At 43.1% G+C, this 25167-nt stretch carries 26 protein-coding genes, 3 tRNA genes and 1 pseudogene; 15 read left to right on the top strand and 15 right to left on the bottom strand.

Features of this window, described 5'->3' with window-relative positions; all coding sequences use genetic code 11:
• The first annotated feature begins 346 nt into the window (after positions 1–346).
• Positions 347–1144: a VOC family protein gene (locus N482_RS01260; protein ID WP_063375356.1), complete on the top strand. Its 798-nt coding sequence runs from the start codon at positions 347–349 to the stop codon at positions 1142–1144.
• Here the strand turns inward: N482_RS01260 and N482_RS01255 are convergent.
• Positions 1122–1880 (bottom strand): hypothetical protein, encoded by a 759-nt coding sequence (locus N482_RS01255; RefSeq protein WP_063375355.1) that lies wholly within the window; start codon positions 1878–1880, stop codon positions 1122–1124. The two genes, N482_RS01260 and N482_RS01255, sit on opposite strands and share 23 nt — an antisense overlap.
• 143 nt (positions 1881–2023) lie before the next feature.
• Between N482_RS01255 and N482_RS01250 the strand changes: the two genes are divergently transcribed.
• The 3 genes from N482_RS01250 (at position 2024) to N482_RS01240 (ending at position 5550) form a co-directional block, all read left to right on the top strand.
• The gene (locus N482_RS01250) at positions 2024–2689 is read left to right on the top strand and encodes an SDR family oxidoreductase (protein WP_063375354.1); all 666 of its coding nucleotides are present in this window, start codon (positions 2024–2026) and stop codon (positions 2687–2689) included.
• Between the two features lie 113 nt (positions 2690–2802).
• Positions 2803–3198, top strand: a complete 396-nt coding sequence (locus N482_RS01245; protein WP_063375353.1) for a hypothetical protein — start codon at positions 2803–2805, stop codon at positions 3196–3198.
• A 15-nt stretch (positions 3199–3213) separates the two neighbouring features.
• Positions 3214–5550, top strand: a complete 2337-nt coding sequence (locus N482_RS01240; protein ID WP_063375352.1) for a fatty acid cis/trans isomerase — start codon at positions 3214–3216, stop codon at positions 5548–5550.
• Positions 5551–5584: 34 nt separating this feature from the next.
• Here the strand turns inward: N482_RS01240 and N482_RS01235 are convergent, their stop codons facing one another.
• Positions 5585–6211: a peroxiredoxin-like family protein gene (locus N482_RS01235; RefSeq protein WP_063375351.1), complete on the bottom strand. Its 627-nt coding sequence runs from the start codon at positions 6209–6211 to the stop codon at positions 5585–5587.
• Between the two features lie 119 nt (positions 6212–6330).
• On the opposite strand from N482_RS01235, the gene N482_RS01230 reads away from it, so the two are divergent.
• Positions 6331–6951, top strand: coding sequence for a dUTP diphosphatase (locus N482_RS01230; RefSeq protein ID WP_063375350.1), 621 nt, complete (start codon positions 6331–6333; stop codon positions 6949–6951).
• Here the strand turns inward: N482_RS01230 and yrfG are convergent.
• Entirely contained in the window at positions 6948–7619 is a 672-nt protein-coding gene (gene yrfG / locus N482_RS01225) for a GMP/IMP nucleotidase (protein ID WP_063375349.1), read from the bottom strand. The two genes, N482_RS01230 and yrfG, sit on opposite strands and share 4 nt — an antisense overlap.
• A gap of 60 nt (positions 7620–7679) precedes the next feature.
• Between yrfG and nudE the strand changes: the two genes are divergently transcribed.
• The 5 genes from nudE to N482_RS01200 all read left to right on the top strand — a co-directional run bounded on the left by nudE (position 7680) and on the right by N482_RS01200 (position 9602).
• A complete protein-coding gene (nudE, locus tag N482_RS01220) occupies positions 7680–8243 on the top strand; it encodes an ADP compounds hydrolase NudE (RefSeq protein ID WP_063375348.1) in 564 nt (187 codons plus the stop codon).
• A gap of 1 nt (position 8244) precedes the next feature.
• Complete coding sequence (gene cysQ, locus N482_RS01215; protein WP_063375347.1) at positions 8245–9036, top strand: 3'(2'),5'-bisphosphate nucleotidase CysQ; 792 nt, start codon at positions 8245–8247, stop codon at positions 9034–9036.
• Between the two features lie 247 nt (positions 9037–9283).
• A tRNA-Met gene (locus tag N482_RS01210) sits at positions 9284–9360 on the top strand.
• A 44-nt stretch (positions 9361–9404) separates the two neighbouring features.
• Positions 9405–9481: transfer RNA gene (locus N482_RS01205), tRNA-Met, on the top strand.
• 44 nt (positions 9482–9525) lie between these two features.
• A tRNA-Met gene (locus N482_RS01200) sits at positions 9526–9602 on the top strand.
• A gap of 224 nt (positions 9603–9826) precedes the next feature.
• Here the strand turns inward: N482_RS01200 and N482_RS01195 are convergent.
• The 6 genes from N482_RS01195 to N482_RS01175 all read right to left on the bottom strand — a co-directional run bounded on the left by N482_RS01195 (position 9827) and on the right by N482_RS01175 (position 15166).
• On the bottom strand, positions 9827–11011 hold the full coding sequence (locus N482_RS01195; RefSeq protein ID WP_063375346.1) for a dipeptidase: 1185 nt from the start codon (positions 11009–11011) through the stop codon (positions 9827–9829).
• Between the two features lie 86 nt (positions 11012–11097).
• Positions 11098–11352, bottom strand: a complete 255-nt coding sequence (locus N482_RS01190) for a YheU family protein (RefSeq protein ID WP_063375345.1) — start codon at positions 11350–11352, stop codon at positions 11098–11100.
• Positions 11353–11360: 8 nt separating this feature from the next.
• Positions 11361–12341, bottom strand: coding sequence for a hydrolase (locus N482_RS01185; protein WP_063375344.1), 981 nt, complete (start codon positions 12339–12341; stop codon positions 11361–11363).
• Between the two features lie 202 nt (positions 12342–12543).
• Positions 12544–12684 (bottom strand): hypothetical protein, encoded by a 141-nt coding sequence (locus N482_RS25085; protein ID WP_196763566.1) that lies wholly within the window; start codon positions 12682–12684, stop codon positions 12544–12546.
• A gap of 119 nt (positions 12685–12803) precedes the next feature.
• Complete coding sequence (locus tag N482_RS01180) at positions 12804–13250, bottom strand: TIGR02444 family protein (protein ID WP_063375343.1); 447 nt, start codon at positions 13248–13250, stop codon at positions 12804–12806.
• On the bottom strand, positions 13244–15166 hold the full coding sequence (locus tag N482_RS01175; RefSeq protein WP_063375342.1) for an ATP-binding cassette domain-containing protein: 1923 nt from the start codon (positions 15164–15166) through the stop codon (positions 13244–13246). The genes N482_RS01180 and N482_RS01175 overlap by 7 nt, the downstream gene beginning before the upstream one ends.
• A 123-nt stretch (positions 15167–15289) precedes the next feature.
• On the opposite strand from N482_RS01175, the gene N482_RS01170 reads away from it, so the two are divergent.
• Positions 15290–15490, top strand: a complete 201-nt coding sequence (locus N482_RS01170) for a YheV family putative zinc ribbon protein (protein WP_063371495.1) — start codon at positions 15290–15292, stop codon at positions 15488–15490.
• A gap of 44 nt (positions 15491–15534) precedes the next feature.
• On the opposite strand, the gene N482_RS01165 is transcribed toward N482_RS01170, so the two are convergent.
• Together N482_RS01165 and N482_RS01160 are read right to left on the bottom strand one after the other, a co-directional pair.
• Entirely contained in the window at positions 15535–15747 is a 213-nt protein-coding gene (locus tag N482_RS01165; protein WP_063375341.1) for a SlyX family protein, read from the bottom strand.
• Complete coding sequence (locus tag N482_RS01160) at positions 15747–16745, bottom strand: WD40 repeat domain-containing protein (RefSeq protein ID WP_081227629.1); 999 nt, start codon at positions 16743–16745, stop codon at positions 15747–15749. Before N482_RS01160 ends, N482_RS01165 begins: the two co-directional genes overlap by 1 nt.
• Before the next feature lie 275 nt (positions 16746–17020).
• Here N482_RS01160 and fkpA point away from each other — a divergent pair, with 275 nt between their 5' ends.
• A complete protein-coding gene (fkpA, locus tag N482_RS01155) occupies positions 17021–17776 on the top strand; it encodes an FKBP-type peptidyl-prolyl cis-trans isomerase (protein WP_063375340.1) in 756 nt (251 codons plus the stop codon).
• Positions 17777–17816: 40 nt separating this feature from the next.
• Here the strand turns inward: fkpA and N482_RS01150 are convergent.
• The 3 genes and pseudogenes from N482_RS01150 to N482_RS01145 form a co-directional block, all read right to left on the bottom strand.
• Positions 17817–18601, bottom strand: a pseudogene (locus tag N482_RS01150) (IS4 family transposase); the annotation flags it as partial.
• The gene (locus N482_RS26000; RefSeq protein WP_419555001.1) at positions 18595–18681 is read right to left on the bottom strand and encodes a hypothetical protein; all 87 of its coding nucleotides are present in this window, start codon (positions 18679–18681) and stop codon (positions 18595–18597) included. The gene N482_RS26000 and the pseudogene N482_RS01150, both read right to left, overlap by 7 nt.
• A gap of 199 nt (positions 18682–18880) precedes the next feature.
• Positions 18881–19351, bottom strand: coding sequence for an Rsd/AlgQ family anti-sigma factor (locus N482_RS01145; RefSeq protein WP_063371498.1), 471 nt, complete (start codon positions 19349–19351; stop codon positions 18881–18883).
• Positions 19352–20031: 680 nt separating this feature from the next.
• Here N482_RS01145 and hemE point away from each other — a divergent pair.
• Entirely contained in the window at positions 20032–21099 is a 1068-nt protein-coding gene (gene hemE / locus N482_RS01140; RefSeq protein WP_063375339.1) for a uroporphyrinogen decarboxylase, read from the top strand.
• A gap of 57 nt (positions 21100–21156) precedes the next feature.
• On the opposite strand, the gene speE is transcribed toward hemE, so the two are convergent.
• Positions 21157–22020: a polyamine aminopropyltransferase gene (gene speE, locus N482_RS01135; RefSeq protein ID WP_063375338.1), complete on the bottom strand. Its 864-nt coding sequence runs from the start codon at positions 22018–22020 to the stop codon at positions 21157–21159.
• Between the two features lie 218 nt (positions 22021–22238).
• On the opposite strand from speE, the gene speA reads away from it, so the two are divergent.
• Positions 22239–24119: a biosynthetic arginine decarboxylase gene (speA, locus tag N482_RS01130; protein WP_081227627.1), complete on the top strand. Its 1881-nt coding sequence runs from the start codon at positions 22239–22241 to the stop codon at positions 24117–24119.
• A gap of 122 nt (positions 24120–24241) precedes the next feature.
• Positions 24242–25120 carry an acyltransferase gene (locus tag N482_RS01125; RefSeq protein ID WP_063375336.1) on the top strand — a complete coding sequence of 293 codons (879 nt, stop codon included), beginning with the start codon at positions 24242–24244 and terminating at the stop codon, positions 25118–25120.
• The last annotated feature ends 47 nt before the right edge of the window (positions 25121–25167 follow it).

Genomic DNA, 25167 nt, shown 5'->3' with positions numbered 1-25167 from the left:
CCCATGTGAAAGTAGGACATCCTACTGCGTAGCGCACCAAGGGCCCAATTAAAGAAACCCGTTGCAGAAATGCAGCGGGTTTTTTGTTGTTGGTGCTAAATCGTACTTTTGATGCAGAATTTTCGTATCTATAAATGAGTCTCTTGTCACTTGTTAAAATGGGTTACTTCACCTTGCGCAAAGTAAACGTATTCGCCTCGCTCGCTGTCATTAACCCTTACACGACTAACGCGAAGCGTTTCTTTGGCTTCTCATCGTCCTGTGCACCTTCCTAAATCATTCGAGATTGCGAATAACACAATATCTGCTTAACTGTAAGTGGATTAGTCTATCAGGAATAATAATCATGGCACGTATTGAAAGAAAACAAATAGGGGAGTTTTGTTGGTCAGAGCTATGTAGCTCTGATTGGGGAGCGGGTAAATCGTTTTATACTCAGCTATTTAGTTGGCAGAGTGTCGATCAACCAATTGGCGAAGATTGTTTCTATACCATGCTACAAAAAAAAGAAGACGATATAGCGGCCATGTATCAAATGATGCCAGAACAAAAGGAAGCGCAAGTACCAAGTCATTGGTTAGGTTATATTGCTGTAGGCAACGTAGATGAATTGGCTGAGCGTGCTAAGGCTTTAGGTGCTGAAATCATAGCTGGGCCACATGATGTACCGGAAGCAGGCAGAATGGTGCTACTACATGAGCCTGGAGGTGCCCATTTTGCGCTTTGGCAAGCTGGCGGTCATGTTGGCACAAAAAGGGAGTCAGAAGCCGGAACGCCGTATTGGTATGAGTTAGCGAGCCAAGACAGTGCAAAGAGTGAAGAGTTTTATTGTGAGTTACTAGGTTGGCAGGCAACACATCAAGCGATGGACAATATGGATTATGTGATATTTAGTATCAACGGCAAACCTGTTGCCGGTATGTTGCAAATGACCGCAGAATGGCAAGGGGTGCCGCCTCATTGGATGTTGTATTTTGCAGTACAAGACTGTGATGAGAGTGCGGAAAAAGCAGCAACACTTGGTGGTCAGGTATGCGTCCCACCAACTGATATTCCCGATGTTGGGCGTTTTGCTGTAATAACAGATCCACAAGGCGCGGTGTTTTCTGTAATGGCTTCATCTATGGATACAATTGATCCTTAGGGCTTGGTGGAGCGACAAGTTCAATGATCTCGCCATTGCAGTTGGCAAATTCATTACTTAGCCTATTAATAAATGCGTTTAGCTCGCCGTTAGCGAGCTTTTCTTTGATACTGAGATCAATTTTAGAGAGCAGGGGTAAGTGCTTTTTGTGGATATAGTGCCGCACGTTTACCCCCTGCCCTGGTAAGGTATACATATAGATTTTTTGCAGTCCAGAATCACACAATGAACCAATGCTAAAATGATCTGTGGCTAAAAGCTGAAGGCTGTGGCTTTTGGCCAATGCCTGAAAAGCTGAAATTGTATTTTGGACAGCATGGCAATTGAGCGCAAAACGCTCGCAAAATTGTACAGATAGTAAACTTCCTTTGATAATAACCATGCCTTCCTTGTAATTTACTTGGCAAAACTGAGGGTCCAAGCAAAAAACCGCGAGGCGTACGGTTGCTAGCGGGGTTGGAATCGGAATAAGCGAGTCGAATTGATGCATGGCACTTTCTACTCGGCCAGCTTCTGCATCAAACTGACCTAGATTCACCCATCGAAGCCCTCTTTGAGAGGGTAAGTAATGAAATTGTGGCGCAATATCGAGAGGTTCATATATTGCTGTGAATATTTGCTCCACCTGCTTTTTACCTAAGTGAAATGACATGCTTTCACTTACATTGATATTGTATTCCTTGGCAACCGACTGAAGTGCAAAAAGTATAGCCGCCATCGCGATCAAGAGCTTCACATTACTTGCTCCGTAGTGGGGGTAGTGCTATAAGCCTAGCAGAACTCCGACACTCTGGTATTTTGCGTCTATGCTCTCCTTGAATCTGTCAATTTGTGCCCCCAACTCTATATGCAGGTATATCAAAATAACGGAAATAGAGAATGGACAAGCATATTGTCATTACAGGTGCTAATCGAGGTATTGGGTTAGAGTTTTGCCGCCAATATTCACAACAAGGCTATCAAGTTACGGCTGTAGTGAGGCAGAGTTCGAAAGAGTTAGAAGCGCTCTCAGTTGATATTATTTCCAACATTGATGTCAGCCGAGAAGCTGACGTTATGGCACTTGCCCAGCAGTTGCAAGGTCGAAATATTGATATCTTAATAAATAATGCGGGTATTTTCAGTAATGAAAGCCTTCATGATATGGACTTTGCGCGTGTTGAGGCTCAACTCGCTGTTAATGCGGTCGCGCCTGTTCGAGTAACGTATGCCTTGCAATCTTTATTAAATTCAGGTGCCAAAGTAGCGATGGTGACTAGCCGAATGGGCTCGATTGCTGATAATGGTTCAGGTGCTTATATCGGCTATCGCATGTCAAAGGCTGCCCTGAATGCCGCAGGGGTGAGCCTCGCTCATGAGTTGAAGCCAAGAGGCGTCGCTGTCGCATTATTGCATCCAGGATTTGTGCAAACTCAAATGGTGAATTATGCTGGGGATATTGGGCCAGAAGAAGCTGCAAGCCGTTTGATCCAGAGAATAGAAGAGCTGCATCTAACCAATTCAGGTAGCTTTTGGCACTCTAATGGCGATGTACTACCTTGGTAGTTGGTTAACCGCTTAAAAGGGCTGTTCACGATGCCCTTTTTACGAGATATATTGTTCGGTTTTGGTTCATGGAACTATGCTACACTTGCACAAAATGATTCTAGAGTATGAGCATGGAACTACAAGAAAACACTCCGCTAACCCTGCCTTTGTTTTTATTAGACGATGAATTAGAGAGTCGTGATATCGACAGTCCCGACATGCAAATTTCAGTCAACTTAACAGCTGATCTACTTGCCAATCTATGTCAAAACCCTGCACCTGAACAAAGTATTAGTATTCCGTTAGAAAGCTATGAATTACAAGATATTGAAGCCAGTTATACAGTTTTAATGGCGAGTGGTCATCAAGCGCAATTACTATTAAATCATGGCCCGGTATTAAGTGCAGTACTGAGCCCTGCTGATGCAGATGCCTTATTTGTCTCGCCGCCGATAGATATGATGCCAACGTTCGACTTAGGCCTCGATGATGAAGAGGATAACGATAACGAGCGACCAGAAAACTAACTTTGGAGTCATGCAATGCCGCAGAAGCGTTTTATCTGGCTGGTGAGCATACTCATTTTATTGAGTGGGTGTGCGGTTTTAGGTGTCAGTCATTACGACGATTTATTTGGTCCTGAGCAGTCGCGAGAGCGTGTGGTTTCTTACTCTCAAGGTGGAGCCAAATATTTACAACAAGTAAAACCAGTTTTAGATAGTCGCTGTGTTGTATGTCATGGTTGCTATGATGCACCCTGTCAGCTCAAGCTTAGTTCTCCACAGGGCATTGATAGGGGGTTAAGTAAAACCTTAGTATACGATGGTACGCGACTTTTAGCTGAATCTCCTACTAGATTGCTATTTGACGCAACAACGACTGCTCAGTGGCGAGACAAAGGTTTTTCTCCGGTATTGAATGAACGCGTGCAGACTGAGTATGCGAACTTGCACGGTGGTGTGATGTATCAAAGCTTGTTGTTAAAGCAGCGCAATAGCTTTCCTGAGCAAGCCATACTAGGCAATGAGTTTGAATTCTCTCTGGATAGGGCGCAAAGCTGCCCGACAAGAGACGAGTATGACGATTACGCGAAGACCAACCCGCATGGCGGTATGCCTTATGGCCTTCCTGCATTGACTAATCATGAGTTTGCTCAATTACAAAATTGGTTGCAGCAAGGCGCGCAAATGGGGGAGATTGCCCCACCCTCACAGGAGATACAAAAGCAGGTAGATAAATGGGAGCAGTTTTTAAATCAACCAGGTAATAAACCTCAATTAGCGGCGCGTTATATATATGAACATTGGTATTTGGCCAATATATATTTCACCAAGTACAGCCAAGATACTTTTTTCAAATTAGTTCGCTCTAAAACGCCACCAGGAACACCTATTGAGTTAATTGCGACGGTTCGCCCATTTGATGATCCAAAAGTGCCGCGGGTTTACTATCGCTTGATGCATGAACGCAGCACTCTATTGTCAAAAACGCACCTTCCATTGGCGTTAGATGATCATAAAATGGGCCGTTTATATTCTCAGTTTTTAGGCGATGACTATGAAGTCAATGATTTACCAGGATATGCCCCTAAGTTGGCTGCAAATCCTTTTAAAACATTCGCTGTCATTCCTGTTAAGTCACGCTATCAGTTTATGTTGGATGAAGCTGAGCTTATCGTAAAAGGTTTTATCAAAGGGCCTGTATGCCGTGGGCAAATTGCACTTAATGTGATTAATGATCACTTTTGGGTCGCTTTTGTGGACCCAGATAAAAATGCCAATCCAGCGGTAGAAGCGTTACTAGTGGAGCATGATGATGATTTACTGCTGCCGGCTGCTGAGCAGAGCAATGTGCTTCCTTTGTCGAGTTGGGCGAAATATGCAAAACGCCAAAATGATTACCTCAAAGCAAAAACGGAGTTATCCAACCAAATTTTTAACCATGGCGGTAAATTAGACTTAGATCTTATATGGCAAGGGGATGGCCATAACCCGAATGCGGCACTGACTATATTTCGTCATTTCAACAGTGCAACAGTCGTCAAAGGGTTTGTAGGGCAACAGCCAAAGACGGCATGGGTACTGGACTATGCTCTGTTTGAACGGATCCATTACTTACTTGTTGCGGGCTTTGATGTATACGGTAATATTGGTCATCAGCTGATAACACGTTTGTACATGGATTTTCTTCGCTTAGAGGGTGAGCAAAACTATCTGAACCTATTGCCAAAAAGTCATCGACAAGAGATTAAAAAGTACTGGTATAGGCAGTCACATTTGAGTCTGAGTGAGTTTATCAATCGCAAGAGTTTACTTGGTGCAGAGAGTCTAGTTGAGTATCAGACAGACGACCCTCAATCAGAGCTTTACCTAAAAATAAGCGAGCGACTGAGCGATGTATTGCATCAAGAGTATGACTACCACGCGGTACCCGATGGTTTAAAACAGTTAAACCGATTGCCAATTGCAGCCGTCAAAACGTTACCACAAGTAACATTTATTCTTGTCCGCAATGAACAAGGCTCGCATCAGGCTTATACGTTGCTGCGTCACAATGCGCATTTCAATATTTCTAGTCTTTTGAATGAATCTGGGCAGCGTGCATATGAAGAGGATTACGTCACGGTGATCCCTGGGTTTGTTGGAGATTATCCAGAAGCCATTTGGTATTTGCCTAATCAAGCTCATGTTGAGGCATTTACGGCTGGTTTTTCGCAGGTTGTGGACGAAACGAGCTACCGAGCACTCAAAGCGCAGTTTGGTATCAGGAGAACACATCCACAATTTTGGCAATACAGCGATTTATTGCACGATGTTGCAAGGCGTTATCGAGGTGTAGAATTCGGCTTATTCGACTATAACCGCTTAGAAAACCGTTAAAGTGCTTGATACATACTTTAACGGCTCTATTTATTTAAAGTTTACTGGCGGCAGTGACGGCTGCCAGTAATACTTTCTCATCTAACCTAACCTTGTAATTAGGGTTTGCATATTGAAACTGAACTAGGCCTTTTTTATCGATGACAAACACCGCAGGAACAGGAAGAGCAACACGGTCATTACCATCAAGGTCGACAAAGTTCACACCAAGCTTATTACGATATGCAGTGGCCGTTTTGTTATCTAGGAAGTAAGCTAACCCTAAAGCTTGCGCATAGGCCATTTCGTTATCTGAAAGCAGTAAGTAATTCGGTGATTCAATTGTGCTTTTTGCAAGCGCTTCAGGTGAATCTGGCGAAACAGCAATTATCTGAGCACCTAATGAGGCAATCTGCGATTCAATAGCTTGGATACCTTTTAGTTGACGCGTGCAGTATGGGCACCAGCCACCACGATATACAACAACAATTGATGTTTTATTTTTATACAATGTTTCTAAATTGACCGCTTTGCCTTGGCTATTTTTTAAAGTAAATGCTGGGGCTTGAAGGCCTGGTAATAACGGTGACACAGATTCAGGCGAGTTGCTGATGTTAGTGACAGTCGCCGCAGAAGCGAATGGCGTAATCAAAATCAGGCAAATAATCAGTAAAATTGGCATAGGTTCCTCTGTATTAAGCATTAGTGAATGTTATTAGACAGGCAAAGTGACGAAATACTTTCGCTCGGGTATGATATTACGTGTATCCTTTTTTATTTATCACCTCAAAGAGAGTAAATATGTCTGCAAATATCACCAAGCTAGTAGTGATGCTGGAAATGCAAAATGCGATGAATACCAAAGTGCATGAGCAATGGTTTAGTCAAGGCTTTGAATGGTATCGAGCAATATGGGTTGAGTGTGCAGAGATGCTTGATCACTACGGTTGGAAATGGTGGAAAAAACAAACGCCGGATACTGAGCAAGTTATCTTAGAGCTGGTAGATATTTTTCATTTTGGACTGTCGTTGAGAATAGACGGCGAAAAATCATTTGAAGAGTTAGCAAAGCAATTAGATGCCGAACTAGCTTCACCTGAGAAAGCAGATGATTTTAAGCAAACTCTAGAGCAATTAGCGGCAAGTGCGGTTGCCGAAAAAGTATTTAATGCGGCTGCTTTTGCTGGGTGTATGCAGCAAATTGGTATGTCGGTTGATGATTTGTACCGTGGTTATGTCGGTAAAAATACGTTGAACTTCTTCCGCCAAGATCACGGTTATAAGGAAGGGACCTACATTAAAGAGTGGGATGAAAAAGAAGACAATGAACATTTAGTGGAAATTGTGAAGAGCCTGGATACCGAGCACCCAGACTTTGCAAAGCAAGTATATAGCGGCTTAGAAGCGCGCTACCCTGCTTAGATTATAGGCAGTAGCGTTCGATAGTCGCTAATGGCTGGATAGTCGGTGATCTCTCTCGGAGCTTGCTGACTATCTGGATTCTCAATCGCCAATAAATGGCCGATACCATATTGTTTTGCTGCTGCAAGTACACTCAAGCTGTCGTCAACAAACAATGTTCGAGCTTTATCAAATTTTAAATCTGTTTGCACTTGCTGCCAGAGACTTTGGCTCTCTTTACTTACTCCATATTGATGCGTCGAGATGACTTTATCTAAATAGCCATCAAAATGCGTGCCACTGAGTTGTGTGCGTTCTATTTTGAGGCTGAGGCTATCTGGATGTGCATTGGTCAGTAAAATAAGCTCTTTTCCTGCGGACTTTAAGGCGTGTAGAAAATCTGGTACGTCTTCACGAACGGAAATTAAATCTTGGATCTCTCTTTTTAGCTCCATGATAGGTAGCTGTAACTGCGCTTGCCAATAGTCTAAGCAGTACCATTCAATTTGTCCCATGACGGCATCATATCTTGCGAGAATGTCCGCGCGGGCTTGCTCAAGGCTTATCCCCTGCTTGATTGCGTGTGCTTTAGGAATGATTTCTAACCAAAAATGATTATCAAAGTGAAGATCTAGCAAAGTGCCGTCCATATCAAGTAGGACTGTGTCGATATTTGACCAATTTAGCATAGGCTTTTAACTGCAAAGGCTTTATGATTATGTTATCACCATCATAGCAAATAAAAGTTTATGTCACAGAAAAAGCATCCATGTCCGCCGGAAATTTTATCGTCAGAAGTTGTTGCGAAAAGTAAGCTGTTTACCGTAGAAGCCCTTTCTTTGCAGTTTTCAAATGGAGAACAAAGGCTTTATGAACGCGTTAAAGGAGGCAAACGTGGCGCTGTGATGATTGTGCCAATAACTGCTGAAAATGAACTACTATTAGTAAGAGAGTATTGTGCAGGCACACATGATTACCAATTAGGCTTCCCCAAGGGGTTGATAGATCCCGGGGAAACGCCCGTTGAGGCAGGTAATCGAGAGTTAAAAGAAGAAGTCGGCTTTGGTGCAAATTTTTTCGCTGATCTAAAAACAGTTTCTTTGGCACCAAGCTATTTTAATGCGCATATGCATATCTTAGTTGCTAAAGATTTGTACCCAGAGAGTTTAGAAGGGGATGAGCCAGAACCTTTAGTGGTGGTTAAATGGCCTTCATCAGATTGGCAGACGCTACTTGAACAACCCGACTTTACTGAGGCACGAAGTGTGGCTGCACTATTGTTGTTACAGCAGTTTTTACTAAAGGAGGTTTAAGTTGCAAACCTACTTAGAGCCTTGTATTGAGTTGGCACAACTGGCTGGTAAAGCGATTATGGCGATTTACCAAAAAGAGGATATTGGCCAGCAAGAAAAATCTGATCACACACCTGTCACAGCTGCGGATCTCGCGGCGAATGAGGTATTACTAAGTGGCCTTACAGCACTAGCGCCAGAGATCCCTATTATGTCTGAAGAGACACCTATTCCTCCACTAGATCAACGTCAGAGTTGGCAACGTTATTGGTTGCTAGACCCAATGGATGGCACGGGCGAATTTATCTTAGAAAGTGGTGATTTTGCAGTGAATATTGCATTAATTGAAAATCATCAACCCATACTCGGGGTGATCCATTGGCCAGCTAAGGGGATCACTTACTTTGCGACTAAAGAGAGCGGGGCTTTTAAGCGTGAACATGGCCATGATGAACAGATTTTTGTCTCACCGCCAGATACTCTAACGCTAGCAGTCAGTCGTAGGCAGAAAATAGAAGCAGTAAGTCAATATTTGAATAGCCAGTTTGATACCATTGCGCTCGGTTCATGTTCGTTAAAAGCATGCATTATTGCAGAAGGTAAGGCCGATTGCTTTTTGCGAGTTGGTCCAACTGGTGAGTGGGATACAGGTGCGTCGCAAGTGATCGTTGAAGAAGCCGGTGGGTGTATCACGGACGCTGAATTTAACCCTTTGACCTATAACCAACGAGAAACAACAGAAAATCCTGATTTCATTGTCATGGGTCACCCAGATTGGCAATTTCAAAAACTGATCAGCCCTCACCAAAGGTGATTTGGCAATTTAAGGGTGATGCTTTTTAGAATTAAAAACAGTATGAAAAGCATCACCGAGACCTATATAAACAATGCAAAATGACACTTTCACAATTAAATTCGATTTTTTGTGTGTTTTTTAAACGCTTAAAAAATAATTTTCATCAAATCCTTGCAATAAAAATAAATTTAGATATTATAGCGACCTCTTTACGGAAGAGCTTAAAAAACACTTTCTTAAAGTCGCATCGATAGATGCATACAGGCGCGGGATGGAGCAGTCTGGTAGCTCGTCGGGCTCATAACCCGAAGGTCGTTGGTTCAAATCCGGCTCCCGCAACCAACTTCTTAGTTAAGAAAGAAGCAAAAAAAACTTAACATTACAGGCGCGGGATGGAGCAGTCTGGTAGCTCGTCGGGCTCATAACCCGAAGGTCGTCGGTTCAAATCCGGCTCCCGCAACCAACTTCTTAGTTGAGAAAGAAGTAAAACAAACTTAACGATACAGGCGCGGGATGGAGCAGTCTGGTAGCTCGTCGGGCTCATAACCCGAAGGTCGTCGGTTCAAATCCGGCTCCCGCAACCAATTCCTGTATCAGTCTAATTATTTCTTTCTTCAAGTGTTTTTTAGTGTTTATCCCTTGTCTTTTTTAATAGCATACTTAATCTTCAAATGCTGTATTTTTGTTTTGGTTGCTATTCAGCTTTCGACACTGGCACCTTAATGTGAAATGAAGCTGTTTGATAGTTATTGTTTACCGAGTCTTGAGCACAAAAATAAGGGCAAGCGTTAGCTTACCCTATTTGACATTAGAACTTTGCGGCGTATGCCTCAGCTTGCTTCCATACTCTTAGTGTATTGCCGCCGAGGATAAGCTTAATGCCTTTTTCACTATACCCTCTGTCGAGTAGACCTTGCACTAGGTTAGGGTAAGTAGAAACGTCTTTTAAACCAACCGGTAGTGAATCTCCGACGCCATCATAGTCAGAGCCAATACCAACATGTTCTATGCCGATTAATTTCACTACGTGATCAATGTGATCTAATACTTGCTCTAGCGTGGCAAATGGGAATGGGTTACGGGCGATATACGCCGCGCGGAAATCAGTTTTATTAGCGCCGCGACTGGTTGCTTCTTTTTCTTCAGCGCTGCGTTTGTGATACCAACTACGAGACGAAGAAGTAACAAAGCTCGAACCAAAATTAATTTGGATTACGCCGCCATTTTTTTTCAGTGCCAAGAGCATGTCATCATCCATATTACGCTCAAACCCAGGTGTATATTTTCTAAGGGATGAATGAGATGCAATGACAGGTACCTTGGATACCTCCATTACTTGATAAAATGCGGCATCAGAAATGTGAGAAACATCTATCAGCATGCCAATCTTATTCATTTCAACAACGAGTTGCTTACCGAACGGACTGAGGCCTTTCCACTTTCTACGGACATCGTACGAAGAGTCAGAGATGTGGTTACTTTGCGAATGAGCAAGGGTAATATAGCGGACACCCCGGTCAAAGAAGTGTGTAAGATTAGCGAGATCTCCTTCAATTGGTGACCCATTTTCCATGCCCATTGCGATGGACATTAGGCCTTTATCAAACTGCACTTCGATATCTTTGGTGCTATACGCCATAGCAAACTTTTGAGGAGCGCGTTGCGCCAACGCTTCCATGCCATCAATGAGTTGATTGGCAAGTTGATAGCTTTTCCCCTTACCTTCAAACTCTAGGCTGGCTGGGATATAAATTGACATGAAAGGCGCATTTAGCCCGCCTTTCATCGCGCGAGGGTAATCAAAATCACCACCTTGGGTTGCTTTTGATACATCATCCCACTTTTCATTAATGCGATAGGGGACATCAATATGCGTGTCGATAAGGAGGTTCTCTTGAGCCAGACGAATGGCACGTTCCGATGCGGAGTATTCTTTAGCGTGAACTGAGGAAACCGCTAATGCGAGAACACAAAGAGCTGAGCTTAACTTCATTTTTGCGCCTTTATTATGATTGTGAAGTTTGATTGTAACAACTAATTCACGCGGCTCAATCCCAAAAACAGTATTCTCGCTAGGTATTAATAAATGTGTTCAGATTGATAGTCTTCGCTCTGCATAGCTTGGAACTGAGCTTTGCTCACGATGGTGACTGATTCGTGCAGTTCAGAGAATACGATTAAGGCTTCGCCGCTTTGTAGCTGCGCTTTTACTTGCGCGACTTTTTGTTCAGTGGTTATTTCATTGTCACCATAGTCAGTCCCTTCGCGTAAGACATAGTGCTCAATAAGGCTAACTAAAGTGGTTGGGTCAATCTGTTGAAATGGGATCAGCATAAATGTCACTATTTAATAAGAGAATGAATATAGGCTGGAACGACTTGTTCTAACCAATATATGGGGTTAAATGGGTTTGCACCTGCGATAAAGCCGACATGTCCTCCGCGCTGTGACACTGCCAACTGTACATGTTTACTGATCTGCGCAGCAATAGGCACTGCTTGCTTAGATAACATTGGGTCATCTTCTGCATGGATCAGTAAAGTCGGTGTTTCAATTAGACTTAAATAAGATTGTGAGCTGGCCTGCGAATAATAATCTTCAGCGCCTTTAAACCCATGTAATGGTGCCGTTACTTGGTCATCGAATTGCCATAAGTCGTTAATTTCGGCAAGTTGGTCTGCATTTAATTGGATTTGACCATTTATCTGACCAAGCTTTCGCGAGAACGACTTTTTCATCCTATCTAATAAGTATTTTTGATACAGCTTAAAGCAGCTTTTTCGGATCACTTGGCAAGAAGAGGAAAGGTGATAGGGGGCAGATACAACTGCGGCACCTAGTAGTCCACTGCTTTGACCACACTCGCCCAAATATTTCGCTAATACGTTACCTCCTAAAGAAAACCCAACTGCAAACAGTGCGCGATCTGGAAAGCGTTCTTGTAAAGTCTTAATTAGGTGGCCGAGATCTTGCGTTTCGCCACTATGGTAAGCCCTAGCTTGTCTATTAACTTCGCGAGAGCAGTTACGAAAGTGCATCAGCACGGCATCAAGCCCTGTTTTGGCGAGGGCTTGCAGCATACCTTTGGCGTAAAAGCTATTAATGTTGCCTTCTAAACCATGTAAGACAATCACTATAGGGGCCTGTTTATTACCATTTTTAGCCCAAGCTAATTCAAGGAAGTCATCATCAGGTGTTTGAAGATGCTCATAATCGACATTGGCTTTGAGCCTGGGCCTAAATGCTCTCGGAAGTATTGTTTGTGCGTGACGGTTACGCATCCACCAAGCTGGTCTAAAAGTAAGATCAAGCTGCTGTGACATAAATTAGAATAGTTCTCTTGCTAACTCTTTAACTTCGCCAGTGTATCAGAGCTGCGCATAAAAGATAATTAACGGTACGAAATAGTGTTGCTGAAAATAAAAAGCACCCGACCAGCTGGGCTGGTAAGGTGCTTTGTGCGTCGTGCTTAATTCTTGAAACGGGAACTAAATTTGCTTAACAATCTTTTCGAACTACATGTGCTTACTCAGGTGCTTCTGCTTCATTGACCTTTTTAACAAAGTAGTAAACATAGTAGATGCACAGCGCGATCACGATCCCAAGTATGCCAAAAGATAAAAACAACACTGGGTCGGTAAAGAAATCTCTAAAGAATACGTTCATGGCTGTGTCTCCTCAATTTGTCGATGAATTAATAGTAGAGGAGCGCTACAATGATCGTTATGATCGAGATCAAGTTTATAAAATAACCGATATTGACTCGTGTTGACGCTTGATCTTGATCATGATTTGGCGCTGAGAAACTGCTGCACGAGGGACTCTGGCAAGTATAGTGCAAGGTTGTTTGCGCCTGTGTTATGTGATGTTGAGCACGTATTCACTTGCTCAATCAGATAGTGTTGTTGGAGCTTTTCTAATTCAAGCTCCGCATTTAACAAGCTTGTTCGTGCCGTCGAGTAGCTAGGGGAAGTACTGTGTTCAATTTTTAAAGTACGACGAATTATGCGATAGGGTGAAAGTAGTTGTTCGTCTAACTTCTCAGCACATTGGATCAGTGCATTGACATCCGCTTGCGAAAGCTGCTGATTGAGTACAGCCAGATAGTCCAGTAGCAGACACAAATTGACATTTTTACCATGCGCATCTTGGAAGTGCAAAAGCACTTCCTCTATTTGCTTATTCCCGTACAGCTGGCATGCATAGTGCCAAAAACGGTCTTGCCTTAGCATACCGTACCGTTTTCGGAGAACTGGCTTTCTTTTTCTTCCAGCTCTTCAAGTGCCATGAGCAAAGACTCCTCAGTGTCGTTGAGCTCGGGGGTTAACTTAGCTTGCTGTGCCAATAGTTCGGCAAGTTTGGCTTTGTTGTCTGCTTCGTACAGTGAGTTATCGGCCAGTTGGCTCTCAACTTCAGCAAGCGCATTGGTGAGCTTATCGAGCGACTTCTCTAATTTGTCTATGGACTTTTTCAAAGGTTGTACTGACTTTCTAAACTCTGCTTCTAAGCGTTTTTGTTCTTTACGATTGACACTAGAGTGCGCTTTTTCATCGACACTTGGTTTTTGTTTTGCTTCTTTATTGGCATTGAGTAGCCATTGGTAGTACTCATCTAGGTCATAACCAAAAGCGGAAACAGTACCATTATCAACAAGGTAATATTCGTCAGCGGTATTTTTCAGCATATGTCGGTCGTGCGAAACAGTTACCATGGCGCCTTCAAAACCCTGTAGTGCCATCACGAGGGCATGACGCATCTCTAGGTCCAAATGGTTGGTGGGTTCATCTAGCAATAAGAGGTTAGGTTGTTGATACACTAACATAGCCAGTACCAGACGAGCTTTCTCTCCGCCCGAAAAAGGAGCAACTGGTTCAAGTGCCTTGTCACCATGAAAAGCAAACCCGCCAAGAAAGTCCCTAAGACTTTGCTCTGTGGCGTGAGGGTCTAGCCGTTGTAAATGGGTGACCGCACTGGCTTGTAAATCTAGAGACTCTAATTGATGCTGAGCAAAGTAACCCACTTTCAGCCCCTGGTGTTGAAATACCTCTCCCGCTTGAGGTTTTATGTCACCAGCTAGTAGTTTGATAAGCGTTGATTTACCCGCACCGTTTCGACCTAACAGTGCAATACGACTACCTGGCACTAGATTGAGTTTAATTTGGTGCAGTATGGTGACTTCACCGTACCCTGCTTGGGCTTGGTCAAGCGTCATCAGCGGGTTGGGGATATTTTCTGGGTTTACGAACTCGAAGCTAAAGGGTGAATCTGCGTGCGCTGGCGCGAGCTTCTCCATCCGTTCGAGTGCTTTCACTCGGCTTTGAGCTTGTTTAGCTTTACTGGCTTTAGCTTTGAAGCGCGTAATGAACTTTTCTAAGTGCTCGATAGTCTCCTGCTGTTTTTCAAACATCGCTTGCTGCTGAGCCATTCGCTCCGCTTTTTGGCGTTCAAACTGCGTGTAATGACCTTTATAGACATTGATACACTGTTGATCTATATGCCAAATCTGGTCAATGACAGCATCTAAGAATTCTCTATCATGGGAGATCAGCACTAAAGTCCCTTGATACGCTTTTAGAAAGCGTTCTAGCCAGTATACGGCGTCGAGATCTAAGTGGTTGGTAGGTTCATCGAGCAACAATAGGTCGGCATCTCTGATCAGGGCTTGAGCTAAATTTAGACGCATCCGCCAACCACCTGAAAACTCACTGACGGCAAATGCCAGTTGCTCGTTGCTAAAGCCAAGTCCGTGAAGAAGCTCTCCTGCTTTGGCCTCAATACCATACCCGCCCACAAGCTCTAACTGTTGGTGAATTTTAGCTTGCTGTTCACCATCTGCTTTGGCTTCTGCTTCGTGAAGTGCTTCACGTAATGCATAATACTGCCGATGGCCTTGTAACACATATTCAAGCGCAGAAATGGATAGCGCAGGTGTTTCCTGTTTTACGGATGCAATAGACCAATCTTTTGGGATCTGAAAATCACCGGCATCAGCGTGCAATTGCGACTTTAACAAAGCGAATAGTGAGGATTTGCCGCAGCCGTTGGCACCGACTAGGCCGACTTTATGTTGGGCAAAAAGAGTAGCACTGGCATTTTTTAGCAGTGTTTTACCGCCACGTAACAGTTCAATATCAGAAAGTTGGATCATAATATGCTCGACTTAAATCTTCTGACTGCATGATAACATGGATCTATTACTCAGCGACAAGCGTATCAAAGCGCGGTGAACTAATATAAAATAACCCTTTCACAGAGAAGGCGGGGTAGTATTGTGAGAACTAAAAAGCGTTTTATTGCGGGCGCATCATGCCCAGCGTGTAACAAAATGGACGTAATGATGTTATACAAAGAACATGATGTTGAAAAAGTAGAATGTGTAGAGTGCGGTCATTCTATGACACAGCCAGAAGAAGCAGTGCAGGCATCAACCCGTCAATTTGAGCAAGTGATTGGCGTGTTTAAGCCTCAATAACAGAGGCTATGATGCGCAACAAGGCGCATTATCACTGATGAAGGTTAATAATGCGGTGGTGGTGGCTCTTGCTCAATTGGCATCATGTTATTGTCTTTACCTTCACTAACTTTTTGAGCCAGCAGCTTAATTTGATGCTGCATAGTCGCCAGTCGAGACTGGTGAACTTTTAACTCATCGTTGAGTGTCTCGATGGTGTCTTCTTGAAACGCGACTTTTGCTTCCAGTTCGATCACCCGATTTTCTAATTCTGTCATTACTCTTTTACTCTTTCGAATTGTTCCATTAAGCCACTCGAGCTTTCTGTGACAAGCAGTGAATCTCTTTTCGCAAACGCAACATCAAACACGACGGCTGATTTGGGTCGGCTTCCTTCACGGGGTTTAACGAGCCAAGTATCCAATTTGACACCATCACTTACTCGCCATAATGTGAGTTGACGATTAGGTGAGCCTGTTGCGAGAAGATCTCCCTGCTGATTAAAGCGCACGGCGCTAAAGATTTTCTGGCGAGCAATATACTGTAATTGTGCGACAAGATCACCCGAAGTGAGCTGCCATATGCTGGCTTTTTTCATGCTATCAGCAGTAAATGCGTAGCGTCCTTGTGGATCGAGTGCAACTTTGGTGACTCTACTGGGGTGATTGAAACGATGGAGCACTTGCCCTGTTCGTGTATCCCAAAAGTAAGCGCTATAGTCATTAGCGCCTGTCAGCGCAAAGTGACCATTAGGGGATAGAGCAATACTATTAATTTTTTCTTGATGTCCAAGGAACTCTAAGCGTCTTCCGCTATCTAAGTCGAGATGGACAACCACATTGTCGCTGCGACCATAGAGTACATAGCGACCATTATTGCTCACTGCAATGTCTCGAATTGTGCCGGTATCTATCTGATAATAACCAATATTGTTGCCGTCAGATAAACGCCAAACAGCAAAGCGGTTGCTGGCTGCTGTGACTGCTGTTGAGTTATCATGTGCAATAGCAAGGGAGTGGACTAGGTCGTCGGGTTGATCTGAATGTGTCCACTGATATTGCAGTCCGTGAGCTGTGTTGTCCCATAAAACCACACCGTGTTCTACAGATGACACTAAACTGTAACGACCGTCGTGTGAAATAGCAGCAGCAAATGCACCTCTCGCAGCATGTTCTACCGTAAGATTTGCTTTTGAGCTGTCCGGTGAGCATCCAGATACTGCAACAATTGCGGCACTAAATAAGAGCAGTATGTGCATTTTAAAAAATTTGGCCATAAATTCGGTATTTCCCCTTAACTCTATGATTTTCACCGAGTAGACTAGTGGTAAAATTGATTGGCCCACAAACCTGATATTAGCGTATCAGGGAACTAATGTCGTCTATCACACTGATATTTCCCTTGGTGGAGCTGTAGCAGTGAGATTCTTGGCTTTGACGGCAATGAGTGATAATGTGACATCACCTTTTTTATATTAATAATTATTTAACAAGACAATGAGGTTAGAGAGCAACATTGATTTCTAGCTGCTCGGATGTCGGAGAGAATAAAATGAAACAAACTATTAAGCTGTCTTTAATTGCAGCCTCAGTACTTGCGCTAACTGCTTGTAATCAAAAGGCGCAGGAAACTGCAAAGGTTGAAGAAGTAAAACTTGAAACTGAAATTCAACAACAAGCGTACGGTATTGGCGCTTCAGTTGGTAACTTCTTGCAAAAAGACCTTGCTGACAAAAAAGAACTTGGTATCGAGCTTGATCAAGAGCTGTTAATGCGCGGTTTTAAAGATGCGCTTGCTGGTAACGCGAAACTTGACGATGAAAAAATTCGTGAAGTGTTAACTGCACTAGATAGTTCTGTACGTGAAAAGCAAACTGCTAAAGGAGAAGCTGACGCGAAGAAGAATAAAGAAGAAGGTCAAAAGTACCTTGCTGAAAACGCGAAGAAAGATGGTGTAACTGTTACTGAGTCTGGTCTTCAGTATGAAGTGATGTCAACGGGTGAAGGTAAAAAGCCTGTTGCAACAGACATCGTTAAAGTACATTACAAAGGTACTCTACTAGACGGTTCTGAGTTTGATAGTTCTTACTCTCGCAACCAGCCTGCTACTTTCCCACTTAACCAAGTTATTGCTGGTTGGACTGAAGGTCTACAGTTAATGCCTGTTGGTTCAAAGTTCAAGTTCACAATTCCTTCAGAGCTTGGTTATGGTGAGCGTAACCTTGGTAAGATCCCAGCTAACTCAACACTTGTTTTTGAAGTTGAGCTACTTGAGATCCAAGAAGATAAAGAAAAGCCAGCAGAGTAATTTGCAGCATTAAAAAAGGGCCCCTTGGGTCCAATGCCGTTCACTTAAGGTGAGCGGCATTTCTTTTTGTAGGGTAGCGACTTGGTCGCTTCTTTAGCCATCTAGAGAATGTCCTTTGTCATCTAGGAGCCAGAATCAAGCTTTCTGTTATTTCATAAAAGTTTTTGAGCTGCCTTGGTAAAGTACCAGGTGAAGAATGCGGCAGTCCAATTATTAATCTCATTATATGGCCAAGCGCACCATTAAAACTAAGTTGATACGGTAAATAATCTCCCTTTAACATCATGCACATTTGTGTCATCTGATATCGAATGAGATTATATGTCAGTAGTACCCCCCAGAGTTGTTGCTTGACCAATTCTGGCAAACGGCTTCTAAGTGTAAGGCGGTTGCTAAACATATACTGTTTTTGTTCTCGATAACCCAATTCTATTTCCCAACGGTGACTATATAAATTAGATATCTCTGCTGAAGGGTACTTCATTGGGTCAGTCATATAGGTAAGAAATAGGTAAGAACATCGTACTGCTTGCCTTGTATGTTTCGAGATACTACACGAACAACGAGTGCGTTCGCTAAATCAGGCCATAACTTTCTAGCTCTTGCACTGCTGTTTAATTTAACTAGTTTATCTTGCTGCCCAAGTTTGCGGACAACTCCATATTGAACATTCTTTTTCAAGGGGATTAACCAATGTCTTTCCACACCTGTATTTGCCCATTTATGTAATAAACCTAACGAATAAAAGTCTCGGTCAAACATGGTTAAGTTGTTATCTGGCGTGTTTTCTATTGGTTGCTCGGCCAATACCATTTCATTTACAGCAACAGCCAAGCCATAGACTCCAACGTCAACTTTCGCTTTCTAAGCGTGACGGTATCGGTACGAGAGTAAGCTTCTTCAATCCACTCTAAAGGGAGTCAATCAGCAAGCGTTTCTACCTGATTAGGTTATAACTATTTATGACCTGAGATACGAGCATAAAAAAATCCGATAAACATAGTCTATCGGATTCTTACATACTCAAAAGATCGTTCTATTACTCGAACAATTAATGCCTAAACTGATCGGCATTAGCCCCTTGGGCCCTTTATTAATTAAGTACTATTCGCTGTGATTGGCGAAGAGGTTATCTATTAATTCATCCTCAAGCGCAAAACGCTGCTCTAAAGCCTCTCCAAGTGATGAAAGATCTTTGTCAAAGTCCTCTAGCCCACTATCTGTTTTTGCTTCTGCATATTTGTCATTGAAGTCTAATGCTAAATCGGTCGAAGCGGTGATTCTTGGGTAGATGGAGCGCGCTAGTTTCAGGCTTTCAGGGCCTTTCTCTTTGCATGCTGCGACGATGTTGTCATAAATTTCGAAATGCCCTGCGGATAAGTAATCCATTAATATTTGGCAAAAAGACTGGATTTGAACCTGCTCAGGCAGTGCGTTATCGCTGTTTTCGAATGGAGATAGTCCCGCAACTTTATAGTACAGCAGCAACAGCTCCTGACGTTCCATAAGCCAATTGTCGATTACACTATGGCTCCCTCCCCATTTTTGTTGGGCTTGTTCTAACCGTGAAAGCATAGTTATCTCCTTAGCGGGTCGTTTTGTTATTAGGCCCTGCAATGACCAAATTGCACTTTCTCAAAGAACACACTGTGTTTAAGAACGCCCAAAACTTGATGTGAGCTTGGACCCAAAAAAAGACAGCAATTTGGTACTACCGAATACGTTATCTTGCCCTCTATGAAAAGGAAAACTGATGAAAAGATCAACCACTTTTTGCAAAAAGTGGAGATTTTCTTGCATTTGTACCTTAGTTGGGTTTATTGAGTGTGGTTGTTAATAATTCTAATTAAGTATTAACTAACAAAGACTTTTTTCTTGGCATGATTCTGAACGCGCCAAGAAAAAAACCACCCTAGGGTGGTCTAATACAGTTTAGCTTTTCGCTTGTTCTTATTAGAAGGTGTTTATTGTTGTTGTTTTGCGCAGGCATTTTATAGCAAGGTTTCTAATAAGGTGCAAATGCGCTCGTCGCATTTTTTGCTATCTGACACATATAATTTTGATTAGTATGATATTTATCTTTGTATTTCGAACACAAAAATTAATCAGCTGTTTTTTGAGTGTTGCATATTAAAAGATAGTGAATGTTAATCTAGATCATATTGGCGCTATTTTAACGAGTGAACAGCTAGGGGGCTTGACCATAAGGTGATACAATTCGAGCAATTTTTACAGCACTGGAATTGAATAACGCTATGAGCGAGTTGAAAAATGATCGTTACTTACGCGCGTTGCAGAAGCAGCCGGTTGATGTTACTCCTGTATGGATGATGCGCCAAGCTGGTCGATATCTCCCTGAGTACAGAGCCACCCGAGCTCAAGCAGGTGACTTTATGAGTCTTTGCAAAAATGCAGAGCTAGCCTGCGAAGTGACACTACAGCCATTGCGTCGTTACCCTTTAGACGCAGCGATTTTATTCAGTGATATTTTAACCATTCCAGATGCAATGGGCTTAGGACTTTACTTTGAAACTGGTGAAGGTCCAAAGTTTGAGCGACCTATTACGTCTTTAGCCGATGTACAAAAGCTTCCAAAACTTGATCCAAATGATGATCTTGGTTACGTGATGAATGCGGTAAGCACAATTCGTAGAGAGTTGAAAGGTGAAGTCCCACTGATTGGCTTCTCTGGTTCTCCGTGGACATTGGCGACCTACATGATTGAAGGTGGTAGTAGCAAGACCTTTGGTAAGATTAAGAAGATGGCATTTGCTGAGCCGCAAACTCTGCATTTGCTTTTAGATAAAGTCGCTGACTCGGTCATTGATTACTTAAACGCCCAAGTAAAAGCGGGTGCGCAATCGTTGATGATTTTTGATTCTTGGGGCGGTGTATTAAGTCCAAAAGACTACAAAGAGTTCTCTTTGCAATACATGCACAAAATTGTAGACGGCCTGATCCGTGACCATGATGGACGCAAAGTACCGGTGACGTTATTTACTAAAAATGGCGGTCAGTGGATCGAGTCGATTGCAGCAACCGGCTGTGATGCAATTGGCTTAGATTGGACAATTGATATTGCGGATGCAAAACGTCGTGTGGGTGATAAGGTTGCGCTGCAAGGTAATATGGATCCAGCAATGCTACACGGTACACCTGAACGTATCCGCGAAGAAGTTCAATCTATTTTAGCTGGTTTTGGTGAGGGCAGTGGTCACGTGTTTAACCTAGGTCACGGCATTACGCCTGATGTTGACCCTGAAAATGCAGGTGTATTCATTAACTCTGTTCATGAATTTAGCCGCCAGTATCATCAGAAGTAGAAGTGTGACATAGCGTAAAAAACCCAAGCAGTGCTTGGGTTTTTTATTGGTGAGCGATTATTCGCTATCAAATGCGCGACGCATAAAGTTAGGTGTTGCGAGTGCACCTTTGTGAATACCACTGTTGTAATATTCAGTCGCAAACTCTGCATTGTCTACGTCTTGTTCTCTGAAGCCCGCAAATTCAGAACCCTTACGAGCAAGCGTCGCAGACCAAATACCACTCGGATAAATTGGTTGTGGGAAAGGTAAGGTTTGCAGATCGGAAAAGCCAACATCTTTCATCGCGCGGCGCATATCCTTCAACAGCGGCATATGCATCAACGGTGACTCGCTTTGCTGAATGAGAATACCGCCTTCACGTAGCGCATTTAAGCAGCTCGTGTAAAAAGCATGGTTAAATAACCCTTCGCCAGGTCCCACAGGATCCGTACCATCGACAATAATTATATCAATGGAGCTGGCGGCAGCATCACGCATGTACTTGATACCATCGTCAAACATAACGGTGGCACGTGGGTCATCGTTAGAGGCGCATAGCTCAGGAAAGTACTTCAACGACATTTGCGTGACGACTTCATCAATGTCTATCTGCGTTACTGACTCAACATCAGGGTGCTTTAGTACCTCACGTAATGTACCACAGTCTCCACCACCAATAATGACTACGTTTTTAGGTGCTGGGTGTGCGAATAAGGCTGGGTGGCTCATCATCTCGTGATAGAAAAAGTTTTCACGTGTGCTCACCATGGTACAACCGTCAATAATCATGAGGTTGCCAAAATCAGTGGTCTCATACATTTCTACTTTTTGAAATGGAGATTGCACTTCATCGAGCTTTTTGTTTATTCGCAGAGAAAAAGCGCTGCCATCGCGATCACTTATCTCTGTAAACCAACGGTTTGCTTCTAATTTAGACATTTTTGCCTTCACATTGAGTTATTACTTGGCGCAATTTTGCCAGCGCCGACTAATTTGCTCAATCTATTTTAGTCGAAAGCAGTCAGTTTGTCTGCGCACAAAAAAGTTATCGATTGAGGAGGGGAAGGTCTTGCAGAAAAGCTGTATTTGCCTATCGCTAAACAAGGATATGCGTATTAAAATGAGCACAATATTGGGTTTTTATAGTTGAGACAATGATGAAGTGGGGAGTTGAAACCGCACGGGAAACTTACAATGTGACACATTGGAGTGATGGTTATTTTGATATTGATGACACCGGTGCGCTGGTGGCTTTTCCAGATGGTGATCGCAATAAAGCGCCGATCTCGTTATCAGAGCTAACTGAGCGCTTTAAAGCACAGGGCTTAACTCTGCCTGTACTAGTACGTTTCACAGACATTCTACAGAATCGAGTCGACACACTAACTGATGCATTTACCCATGCACGCCAGCAGAAAAGTTACCAGGGTAAGTACACATGCGTGTATCCGATCAAAGTGAATCAGCAACGCTCTGTGGTCAGTAAGTTATTGAGTCATCCAAGTGGTTTGGTAGGCTTAGAAGCCGGTTCTAAACCAGAGCTTATGGCGATACTTGGCCTTGCGAGTAAACCCATAACCATTGTTTGCAATGGTTATAAAGATCGAGAGTTTTTGCGTCTAGCATTAATTGGTCAAGCCATGGGGCACCATGTACACATTGTGGTTGAAAAGCTCTCTGAATTAGATGCGTTGATTGATGAAATAGACGACCTACAAATCGAACCTTCAATTGGTATCCGTATCCGTCTCAACTCAATTGGTAAAGGTAAGTGGCAAAATACCGGTGGTGAAAAAGGGAAATTTGGCTTAACAGCAGGCCAAGTACTCGATGCGGTAGAGACATTGCGCAAACAAAATAAGCTACACCTTATGCAACTTGTGCATTTTCATATCGGCTCTCAAATTGCCAACATTAGAGATATTCAGCGCGCGTTGAGGGAGTGTGCGCGACATTACGCAGAGCTTACCCAACTTGGTGTACCTCTTAAAACGGTCGACGTCGGTGGTGGACTAGGTGTGGACTACGAGGGGTCAGGTTCGCGTAGTGCATGCTCAATGAATTATTCGGTCGCAGAGTATGCAAGAAACGTGGTGAATGCCTTTGCAGAAGTTGCTGAGCAACATGATTTACCACACCCTGATATTATCACCGAATCTGGCCGAGCACTGACTGCGCATCATGCTGTTTTGATTACCGATGTGATCGATATTGAAACAGCCCCGAGCGATGCAACTGATAGCCAGCCATGTGAAGATGAGCACCATACTATACAGGAGTTGAAGGAAGCTTTGTCTCGATTAACGCCAAGACTAGCATTAGAGACCTATCATGATGCGATGCACTTATTTGGTGATGCCCATGATCAATATGTTCATGGCTTAATCGGCATGCAGCAATGGGCGCAAATTGAGCGGTTATATTTTACTATCTTGCGCAGTGTACGAGATAGCTTGAGTGGTCAATCAAGAGCACATCGTGAAGTGCTGGACGACTTGAATGAGAAGTTAGCAGACAAACTGTTTGTGAACTTTTCTTTATTTCAGTCACTACCGGATGTATGGGGGATTGAACAATTATTCCCAGTGATGCCAATAAATGATTTGGATAAGCCACTGACGCAAAGAGCCATAATTCAAGACATAACCTGCGACTCAGATGGTCAGATACGAGATTATGTAGAGGGGGCGGGTATCGAGTCTAGCTTGCCTATGCCACCATACCAACATGGACAGCAATATCATTTGGCGATGTTTATGGTGGGTGCATACCAAGAAATTTTAGGCGATCTACATAACTTATTCGGTGATACCGATTCGGTGCATGTTGAGCTTGATGAGCAAGGTTATAAGCTCACCAACGCCTTGAAGGGGGACTGTGTAGAAGATGTATTGCGTTTTGTTCATTACGATAAGCAGCAATTGGTTGATAATTTTACCAAAACTGTACAAGGGCTAAGTACCACACAACAAACCAAAGACGCCTATTTACAGGAGCTGCAGTCAGGGTTGGCTGGTTATACTTATTTTGAAGATTAAATAAGCACACTGCTCTGATTTTTTCTGAGCGTTAAAACACGTATGATACATCCAGCCGTAAAGCTTGTGAGAGATGCGGCTGAGTGTAGTCAGTGAGAATAACAGTAGTAAAGGAACTCCGCATGTCGCTAGTCCGTCAAGTCCTAGGGTTAATTTTATATATCCTCAATACTTTATTTTGGTTTGTACCAATATTTATATGTGGATTGCTCAAGTTGATCCCCATTCCCGCATTGCAGAGGCTACTAAGCAAAATGGCCAAAGGGTGTGCCAGTATGTGGGTTGCGGGTAATAACGTAAATCAACAATGTATTGCACCTTATCAGTTGAAAGTAACTGGCGCTGAGTCCCTCACCGAGAAAGATTGGTATTTAGTGATAGCCAATCACCAAAGCTGGGTAGATATTTTAGTATTGCAGCGTGTGCTACATCGAAAAATTCCATTTTTAAATTTTTTCTTAAAGAAGGAATTACTGTATGTGCCTTTCCTTGGGCTTGCTTGGTGGGCTCTAGACTTCCCATTTATGACTCGTACGAGTAAAAGCCAAATTAGAAAGAACCCTAAGCTCAAAGGTAAAGATATCGAAACGACACGCAAGGCCTGTGAAAAATTTAAAACCATGCCAGTGAGTATCGTAAACTTTGTTGAAGGTACACGCTTTACCGAAGAAAAGCATCAAAGGCAGAAGAGCCCATTCAAACATTTGTTGAAGCCAAAGGCTGGTGGCATCGCGTTTGTGATGCAGGCAATGGGTGATCAGATTAATAAGGTGGTTAACGTCACAATTCACTACCCGAATGGGGTGCCAACCTTTATGGACTTTGTTGCTGGTAAAGTCAGAGAAATCAATGTCCAAGTAGAACTGATGTCAGTGAGTGAAAAGCTGGTTGGTGACTACAGCGGTGATAATGAATTTCGTGTTCAGTTTCAGGGGGAGCTCAATCGTTTATGGTCAGAAAAAGATGAGCGTATGGAACAGCTGGCAGAAGCCACAGAATAGCGTGAGCTGTTAGAAGTTATGGTAAGTCGAAGTACAAGGGAAACGAG

The organism is Pseudoalteromonas luteoviolacea NCIMB 1942, from assembly GCF_001625595.1.
GTDB lineage: Bacteria > Pseudomonadota > Gammaproteobacteria > Enterobacterales > Alteromonadaceae > Pseudoalteromonas > Pseudoalteromonas luteoviolacea_A.
This window is presented reverse-complemented; position numbering and strand designations above follow the sequence as displayed.

What these genes read in the sequence shown, in the direction of transcription:
- N482_RS01260 (WP_063375356.1), top strand. Translation starts at nt 347, where the DNA reads ATGGCACGTATTGAAAGAAAACAAATAGGGGAGTTTTGTTGGTCAGAG.
- N482_RS01250 (WP_063375354.1), top strand. Translation starts at nt 2,024, where the DNA reads ATGGACAAGCATATTGTCATTACAGGTGCTAATCGAGGTATTGGGTTA.
- N482_RS01245 (WP_063375353.1), top strand. Translation starts at nt 2,803, where the DNA reads ATGGAACTACAAGAAAACACTCCGCTAACCCTGCCTTTGTTTTTATTA.
- N482_RS01240 (WP_063375352.1), top strand. Translation starts at nt 3,214, where the DNA reads ATGCCGCAGAAGCGTTTTATCTGGCTGGTGAGCATACTCATTTTATTG.
- N482_RS01235 (WP_063375351.1), bottom strand. Translation starts at nt 6,211, where the DNA reads ATGCCAATTTTACTGATTATTTGCCTGATTTTGATTACGCCATTCGCT.
- N482_RS01230 (WP_063375350.1), top strand. Translation starts at nt 6,331, where the DNA reads ATGTCTGCAAATATCACCAAGCTAGTAGTGATGCTGGAAATGCAAAAT.
- yrfG (WP_063375349.1), bottom strand. Translation starts at nt 7,619, where the DNA reads ATGCTAAATTGGTCAAATATCGACACAGTCCTACTTGATATGGACGGC.
- nudE (WP_063375348.1), top strand. Translation starts at nt 7,680, where the DNA reads ATGTCACAGAAAAAGCATCCATGTCCGCCGGAAATTTTATCGTCAGAA.
- N482_RS01195 (WP_063375346.1), bottom strand. Translation starts at nt 11,011, where the DNA reads ATGAAGTTAAGCTCAGCTCTTTGTGTTCTCGCATTAGCGGTTTCCTCA.
- N482_RS01190 (WP_063375345.1), bottom strand. Translation starts at nt 11,352, where the DNA reads ATGCTGATCCCATTTCAACAGATTGACCCAACCACTTTAGTTAGCCTT.
- N482_RS01185 (WP_063375344.1), bottom strand. Translation starts at nt 12,341, where the DNA reads ATGTCACAGCAGCTTGATCTTACTTTTAGACCAGCTTGGTGGATGCGT.
- N482_RS25085 (WP_196763566.1), bottom strand. Translation starts at nt 12,684, where the DNA reads ATGAACGTATTCTTTAGAGATTTCTTTACCGACCCAGTGTTGTTTTTA.
- N482_RS01180 (WP_063375343.1), bottom strand. Translation starts at nt 13,250, where the DNA reads ATGCTAAGGCAAGACCGTTTTTGGCACTATGCATGCCAGCTGTACGGG.
- N482_RS01175 (WP_063375342.1), bottom strand. Translation starts at nt 15,166, where the DNA reads ATGATCCAACTTTCTGATATTGAACTGTTACGTGGCGGTAAAACACTG.
- N482_RS01165 (WP_063375341.1), bottom strand. Translation starts at nt 15,747, where the DNA reads ATGACAGAATTAGAAAATCGGGTGATCGAACTGGAAGCAAAAGTCGCG.
- N482_RS01160 (WP_081227629.1), bottom strand. Translation starts at nt 16,745, where the DNA reads ATGGCCAAATTTTTTAAAATGCACATACTGCTCTTATTTAGTGCCGCA.
- fkpA (WP_063375340.1), top strand. Translation starts at nt 17,021, where the DNA reads ATGAAACAAACTATTAAGCTGTCTTTAATTGCAGCCTCAGTACTTGCG.
- N482_RS01145 (WP_063371498.1), bottom strand. Translation starts at nt 19,351, where the DNA reads ATGCTTTCACGGTTAGAACAAGCCCAACAAAAATGGGGAGGGAGCCAT.
- hemE (WP_063375339.1), top strand. Translation starts at nt 20,032, where the DNA reads ATGAGCGAGTTGAAAAATGATCGTTACTTACGCGCGTTGCAGAAGCAG.
- speE (WP_063375338.1), bottom strand. Translation starts at nt 22,020, where the DNA reads ATGTCTAAATTAGAAGCAAACCGTTGGTTTACAGAGATAAGTGATCGC.
- speA (WP_081227627.1), top strand. Translation starts at nt 22,239, where the DNA reads ATGAAGTGGGGAGTTGAAACCGCACGGGAAACTTACAATGTGACACAT.
- N482_RS01125 (WP_063375336.1), top strand. Translation starts at nt 24,242, where the DNA reads ATGTCGCTAGTCCGTCAAGTCCTAGGGTTAATTTTATATATCCTCAAT.